The sequence below is a fragment of the Latilactobacillus fuchuensis genome (genome assembly GCF_900258455.1).
GTDB lineage: Bacteria > Bacillota > Bacilli > Lactobacillales > Lactobacillaceae > Latilactobacillus > Latilactobacillus fuchuensis.
Genome location: NZ_LT984417.1, coordinates 1,738,822 through 1,744,322, shown reverse-complemented (window position 1 = coordinate 1,744,322; position 5,501 = coordinate 1,738,822). Strand labels below are relative to the sequence as shown.

Below are 5,501 nucleotides of genomic sequence, written 5' to 3'. Positions count from 1 at the left end.
TAACAAACAGGGTTCAACTCATTTCAGTTCGATAGCTAGATACTAAGACCTAAAACATAGTAACTAAAAGTGGCTAACTTAAACTTGAAATTTTCGTTAATTTTCATTTGTAAATCATCATCAAATTTTTCCGGGCGCTTATTATAGCGCTTTTTATTATCCGTATAATTTATTAAAACCTGGATTTTTTTAGGTATTCGGATGGGGCGCTCTAGAACCATATCGTACTCCATAGTAAAAACTTGCTTCATATTTTTTTTTGTAACTTCAACATTACATTTTGGACAAAACATTTCTTTTCTCATTTTTTTTTGATCTTCATCGACGGATATGTCCCAAAAAACTATTTCATTGGAGCAATTATGACAAACGAATACCTCACTCCAAACTGAGTAATTTATTGGCACTTTTTTTCCAGATATATTAACTGTTTGGAACATCCACTCAGTCTTACTTTCCAACTCACTTAGAATACAGTCAACTTCATTTTTAAAGTCTTTTTCATTTAAGTTATTATTATAACTATGTGAAATCAATGTAGCTGCTGGTGATAAATCATTCATAATTGCATGTCTTTTTCCTAATTTGGAAATGTTTTTCTTATCTTCATCGAAAATATTACCCTCCTCATCAACAAAATATCCCAATTTTGTTATTTCTTCTCTTGAGTTTGAGAATTTTGTAGCAACCCCTGTCATTCCAGTACCCGAAAAACCATCAAGTACAATATCACCAGGATTGGTGTAATGAAGAATATATCTCATAACCGCCTTATGCGGGACCTTGGTGTGATAACTATGAACATTATATATTTTATCACTTTTACCTTCACTAACATCTGTAGCGAATGGTTCCCGTTTATAAACGACATCATGTTTTTTTCCTTTTTCCCATTCCTCAATAAAGTTACCGATCCACGGATTCGGACATACTGTATAAAATGGTGGATCAGAGAGGTCAATAATATTCTCGTCCTCGCCTAAAGGATATCCCTCAATTTTCTTAAGTTCTGGTAGTTTTTTACGCAACTCTTTACGAAAATACTCTCGACGTTCATCGTCGTTTTTAAACTCCATGCCCAATACAATAACTTTTTCATCTTTGTTATTTAAGTCCATCGACATTTGTTCGTTGTTAGTAGACATTCTTTCACCTCTTAAACATAATTCTGATTTTTTCTTTTTCTTTTCCATCTGTTACGTCTGAAATCAATTGACGAATCCGGCCTTCTAATTCACTGACTGACATCGGGCTTCCGTCTCCTAATGCATGTATTAACTGTGTTTCAGTAATTTCAACTTTTTCAAACCCTTTAAATAGATTATTAACTGTTTTTAGAAACTCCGAACTAACTGGAAATACAAGTTCTTTATTAGTAATAAAATCTTCAATTGCTTTCTTCTCATTACTATTAAGCAGTTCACGATTGGAGACAATATTCGGCTGTTCAAGTCCCGTCACAAGAATGTCCAGCCAATTGTCATAAATATTCAACAAACCATCTTTCGCATTTTCTATAATTTGTTTAGAGCTGCGATCGGATTTTCCAATTTCAAAATTACAATGTTTACACGTTGGAATCTGTTCTAATTCTGCCTTTGTTAAAGTAAAACAAGTTTTAGACAAGCGTATCTCATTAGTCCAATCATCTAGCTGTTGGACGGGTAAAATTTCAATTTGCTTACTCAAGGATTTTAAAATATGGACTTCTGGTGATTCTAGTAAAGCATCTCGTTGAACTTCTTCTTTACTTGTTAACCGAGATTTTTGGTGAATAGTGTAATACTCATCAATATAATCCAGCTTAATGATTTTCAAATCTTCTATTTGATGTTTATAGTCTCTGCCTGCTTTAACAGCTTCAACAATCATGTTAATTGATTGTTGCGCTTCAATGGACCATTGACTTTCAAGCCCATAATTATATGTTGCTTGAGTAATATATCCAACTAAATCACTAACTTCATCCACATTTTTTTTCATTTGTTCAATTTGTAAAATTAACTTCTTGTTTATACGCTGCTCATCAATTTCTACTAAACTGATAGCAAAATTTTTCATTTTTGCGACACTATTATATCGTGGAATTTTTTCGCAAAATTCTTTATACGACATTAAACGAGTTATGTATTCTTGCTTAGTATTTGCATCCATCACTTCGTTATTCGATATACTAAATCCTCGTTTAACAGGTTCAACAATCTGAAGTACGTGTCTAACTTCCTCAATAGCTTTTGAACTTAAACGCTTGATGAACCCTTCTAAAACTTTTTCATCAAAATTAGGTGTCTTTTCGTCGAACATCTCTAACACTGCGCTCAATTCTTCAACTGGAAGCCCTGTAGGATTTTTAATATAGTCAAATTCCGAAAGTGTATCGATATTCATCACAGCAAAATCGCGATAATTCATCGCAGTATAGTTTTTCCCAGCAACATTAACTTCTAACTTCCCTGAAGATAATAGTGCTCCTATGATTACGACTATCAGTTCCGGTTCTAAACGAAATTCAATAGAAAGTCGGCGATCGCCCGATCCACGTATAGCCTCATGATTAAAAATTTCCTTACTATTAACAACTTTGCCATTTCCTTTATCAGCAAGTAACTTAAGTATCCATTTCGAATAGCCTGAATTGGAAATTGATTCACTTGTGATATTTCCCATATCATCTTGCATGACTAAGCCATTAAGAATTGCCTCACCAGTTTTTGTCTTGCGCTCGTTTAAATATTGAAGAGCATCACTCGCAACTGTTTTAATATTTTCACCAGTTAAGTAACCTGGATTAAATTTTTTAAATGTTGGGTACTCAGAATATTCTTCTTCAAAAGCATCTGTTAAAAATTCAGCAGACGCATAATTTACTAAAGCTTTTAAATTGTCTTCCGCAGGCAAGAACATACCAAAATCTGATAAAAAGCCTTCTTTTCCTTGGTAGATAATTTTAAAGGCATCTACAAAGTTTTCATGTAACCACTTAATTAATTGCTTGTAATAGGTATCAAACTTATTCTTAAATAATTGTTTTTGCGCTTGAGTAGTCTCAATATACTGTTCTTTTGCAGCGGCATATTTCCGCAACGTACTAGAAAAGAATTCGTCTTGCGTATTTAGTTTGAAAAATACTTCATCCGCTCTTCTCTCATTTTTAAAACTGACTTCATCGAACGGGCGTAGCATGTAAATATAGAAATCTCGCTCAGGTTGGGCAGTAGAACGTTCATTAGGCGACCCTAGGAATAGGTACCCTTTACGCATTACTCGTCGATCCTCCCAAGGTAACTCATGTTCCCATATTTTATAACCTGAAATGTAAGTTAAATCATTCAGAGCGATTGCATTTTGAAGCAAGTCAAAGTAATACCTATCCATTGTATCTGCTTCAATAATTTCAGCCCGGTCTGAAACAAGACTATCCACGTCAATGTCTTTTTTTAAATCTAAATAATATTGAGCATTGATATCATTAATTGAAATATATTGGTAGCTTACAGTTTCCATAATCGTTTTTATTGCAACATCTATATTAGACTTTAAGAATCCTGCTGGATCATCATCCTCTAATAACATCTCCATTGATCCTGGAACCGTTAGAAAAAGATCATCTTTTAACTCATCCGAAGTCATTCCAACTTTTGAATAAATATCATCTGTTGTTAGACGATCAAGAGCCATAGCATTAACAATACGAATGGACATTTTTTTATAGCGCTGTTGGCGACTTGGGAATGTCGTATGGATTCTATCTTTGAGTATCGCTGTCTTTTCGATTACCTCTCTGACTTCTGGAATAGTTTTATTTGATGGATCGTCTTCTATATAAGTCCAATAACTATCATAAGATATCAGGCCAGGGTCATCAGACGGTATTTCTTGCTCGATAATTTTTTTCATCTCACTTGAAATAGTTTTTAGAGCTACGCGTTTCTCAATATTATGAACTTTTTCAAAAGCTGTCAGATAAGCTGGATGGATCGGATATAGCTCTACATATGTATCCATATCTTCGTTCAATCGTTCATAGAGATTCGTAAACGTAGATAAATGCTCGCGAATTTTTGCCTTCTGAAGCTCATCTTTCTTCAAAAGACGTTGTGAAATAACATACGCGATATCTTCCTTCACTATTCTTACTTGTTCAAATCTTTCTTTTACTCGGCGCAAAGAATCTGCAACATATGCAAAGCGAGGATTGTCGAAAAGCATTTCCTGAATCCCAGCCATAAAACGGAAGCGACTATTATAAGCAACCTCCCCCATTTCACGTAAAAAGCCTAAGTCCAAAGTTAATTCAAGTTCTTTTCGGCTGCGCAAATAATCTAAAAGTTCGTCAACAACTAGTAACAATCCTTTTTCAGGATAAGTATCATTAAAGTTTGCCATCATCTCAAGCAACCACTCTTTGTTGTTTGTGAGTTCAGAGTCATCTTCTGGAAACTTGTATGTCACGCCCATTTCTTCAAACCCTTTAACTAATTGGGAAATGATAATATCTTTTAGAGGACGATTAACACCACCAATTTCAAAACGGATGACTTTAAACTGCCCTTCGATTTCTTTAGAATGTTCAGCAACTTTCTCATGTGAGATGTACTTGCTAGAACCTTCATGCTCAGCTATTGTAGAAATCACACTCATTAAATGTGATTTACCACTACCGTAGTTCCCTACAATTAAAAGGCCTTTATTATCTTCTGGCTTGGTGAACTGCAATTGTTTAAAAACCATTTCGTTAATAGTTTCAGCCATTCTATCTGAAATAACAAACGTTTCTAAAAGTTGAATCGCCTTATCAGTGCTATTGGCATCTGTTAATTGAATTACTGAATCTATTGGCTCGAAACTTACTAAATCTTTATATAGCATCTTTACACTCCTTATACGATGACTGTTTCATCTTTTAGTTCTATTTTTCTATATTCGTTGTGGCCTGGTTCTCCATAAATTAAAGAATTATCTTTATAGCCATATCTCCAAGTAATAATAATTACTTTATTCTTACTTAATTGCTTAAGCAACTCAAAGATATCTATAGATAACTCTGGATTCATAAGCAATTCAAAATTATCGATCAAAACAATTTGCTTATCAGAATTTTTAACCGTATTTGTAATAAATTCTGAAGAATAAACTCCCCAAGCTCGTTTATTTGTACTCATTAACAATTTACTAAGAGATAAATTAATCGATAAATAAGTGAAATAATCTGTTTCAGTAATTTCTTGTTTGTTTTCCAATATTATTATAGCTAATTTTTCATATTTTGAAGAAATAGTCCTCACTAATTCCGGTAATATTTCTTCTACATTAATTACCATAAGATGGCCTCCAGTCACTAAAATAACTATTATAGTTAGTATATCATTTATTAGGCTTTGTTTGCATGTTTACAAGTGCTTTCTGCTCCTATGTCAATAAATGGCACATCTTTTTCTAAACACTCGTTCTAATTCTGTCGGAATTAAACCAACTGATGTAATTTGAGGTTCGGATTACCA

The 5,501-nt window shown here is 33.5% G+C and carries 3 protein-coding genes; all 3 read right to left on the bottom strand.

What is annotated here, in order from left to right; translation table 11 throughout:
- Nucleotides 1-35 precede the first annotated feature (35 nt).
- The 3 genes from LFUMFP_RS08320 to brxF are packed head-to-tail and all read right to left on the bottom strand — an operon-like array spanning nt 36 to nt 5,321.
- Nucleotides 36-1,193, bottom strand: coding sequence for a DNA methyltransferase (locus tag LFUMFP_RS08320; protein WP_106483447.1), 1,158 nt, complete (start codon nt 1,191-1,193; stop codon nt 36-38).
- The gene (locus LFUMFP_RS08315) at nt 1,150-4,869 is read right to left on the bottom strand and encodes a DUF6079 family protein (protein WP_106483446.1); all 3,720 of its coding nucleotides are present in this window, start codon (nt 4,867-4,869) and stop codon (nt 1,150-1,152) included. Before LFUMFP_RS08315 ends, LFUMFP_RS08320 begins: the two co-directional genes overlap by 44 nt.
- 11 nt (nt 4,870-4,880) lie before the next feature.
- Nucleotides 4,881-5,321 (bottom strand): BREX-3 system P-loop-containing protein BrxF, encoded by a 441-nt coding sequence (gene brxF, locus LFUMFP_RS08310; RefSeq protein ID WP_106483445.1) that lies wholly within the window; start codon nt 5,319-5,321, stop codon nt 4,881-4,883.
- Nucleotides 5,322-5,501 lie beyond the last annotated feature (180 nt).

What these genes read in the sequence shown, in the direction of transcription:
- LFUMFP_RS08320 (WP_106483447.1), bottom strand. Translation starts at nt 1,193, where the DNA reads ATGGAAAAGAAAAAGAAAAAATCAGAATTATGTTTAAGAGGTGAAAGA.
- LFUMFP_RS08315 (WP_106483446.1), bottom strand. Translation starts at nt 4,869, where the DNA reads ATGCTATATAAAGATTTAGTAAGTTTCGAGCCAATAGATTCAGTAATT.
- brxF (WP_106483445.1), bottom strand. Translation starts at nt 5,321, where the DNA reads ATGGTAATTAATGTAGAAGAAATATTACCGGAATTAGTGAGGACTATT.